At 32.4% G+C, this 1759-nt stretch carries 1 protein-coding gene; it reads left to right on the top strand.

Going from position 1 to position 1759, the window contains the following annotated elements; all coding sequences use genetic code 11:
• Positions 1-357 precede the first annotated feature (357 nt).
• A complete protein-coding gene (locus tag B5X81_RS26930; RefSeq protein WP_079496101.1) occupies positions 358-1635 on the top strand; it encodes an IS110 family RNA-guided transposase in 1278 nt (425 codons plus the stop codon).
• Positions 1636-1759: the final 124 nt, after the last annotated feature.

The raw sequence follows: 1759 nt of genomic DNA, 5'->3' as shown, positions 1-1759 counted from the left end.
CCTCCTCGTATAATATGTTTAGAAACACTTTTATAAGTGTTCTAAGCATATTTTTTTATTTATTTCTATTACAATTTTTAATTGAGATATCCTAGTGCTAAAATAAGATTAAGAATAATTAGCGAAGGATAATTCTTTCCCTCCTTGCAAAACCATAAGGTTATTGCTTAAATAGCATGCTTCCTGACTTAGTTGTCATATTCTGCCTACTACAGATGCTGCATCTCTTTGATTAGACCAACAGCAAGGTTAGTTTTCAAAGATGAATGCTAATAGTGCGAGGTTGCAGTTAATAGCTAAGATTAGGATATCTCTTTTACTAATTGTTCTCCATTTTCTAGGAAAGGTGGTGATTTCATGAAGAACAATATAATGTCAACTTTATTTGTTGGTATTGATGTTAGTTCTAAGACTAATGTCTTATGTGCTCTTGACTTTCAGGGTAATAAACTTCTTAACCTAAGAGCTTTGAATAACCAGCCAGGTGCTGAGTCGATTTTAAAAAGCATTCTAGACTGTTTAAATTCTAATAGCTTAAAATATGCTGTTATTGCCTTGGAATCTACCTCTATTTATAGTACTCACATAGCTAATTATCTATCTTCAAATGAAATACTTTTAGCATACAAGCCACTTGTATATTGTCTTAATCCTAAGACAATTGCTAACTACAGAAAATCCTTTGTTGACATAGATAAAACCGATCCTTTGGATGCATACATCATTGCTGATTTTTCTAGGTGCGGCAGAATAACATCTAGCCCCTGGCGGGGAGCTCAGTTTCTTGCACTTCAAAGATTGACTCGTCATAGACTGCATTTAGTTGAGTCAATTACTAGAGAAAAGGCTTATATGGTATCTAATATATATTTAAAGTTTAGTCAATTAGTTACGTTAGATAAAGAAAATAAGCCTTTCTCTAACACTTATGGAGCCACATCAGCTGCTGTTTTAACTGAATTTCTCTCTTTAGATGATATTACTTATTCTTCTATCGAAGATTTAGTAGCTTTCGTAAGAGAGAAAGGGAAAAATCGATTTAGTAACCCATTAGAAACTGCTAAGTTACTCAAAAAGGCAGCTAGGGATTCTTATCGTTTAGATAAAGTACTATATGAGCCTTTAAATATATCAATTGCATCATCCTTTAATGTTATTAAGGCTTTAGAAAATGAGATCAAAACTATTGATAAAGCTATTGAAAAAACTATTAAAGGTATCAATACCACTGAATATCAGTCTCTTACTTCTGTCCAAGGTATCGGTCCAGTACTTGCCAGTGGTATTTTAGCTGAAATTGGTACAATGACTTCATTTGGCTCACATGATTCTTTAGCTAAGTATGCTGGTCTTACTTGGCGAGTTAATCAATCTGGTAATTATTCTTCAGATAATACTAGAATGACTAAGACTGGTAACAAGTACCTTAGATACTACTTAATCGAGTCTGCTAACAGTGTTAAAAACCGCAATCCTGAGTACAGAGAATATTACTACAAGAAATATGGTGAAGTAACTACTCACCAGCATAAAAGAGCACTCGCACTTACATCTCGTAAATTAATACGACTGATTTTTAGCTTGCTGACTAAAAATCAAATCTACTCCAATGATAAAGTTGGAGAGATTAAATAAAATATTTTCCTATCCTAAACCTGTTTTTTTGTGAAAAACCATAGGTTCTATTAAGGTTACTCTTTTTTAAACATTTCTTTTGTTTTCTTTTAAAATATTATCTTGACATATTACCAGATTGCTA

It is taken from the genome of Maledivibacter halophilus, assembly GCF_900167445.1.
Lineage (GTDB): Bacteria > Bacillota > Clostridia > Peptostreptococcales > Caminicellaceae > Maledivibacter > Maledivibacter halophilus.
This window is presented reverse-complemented; position numbering and strand designations above follow the sequence as displayed.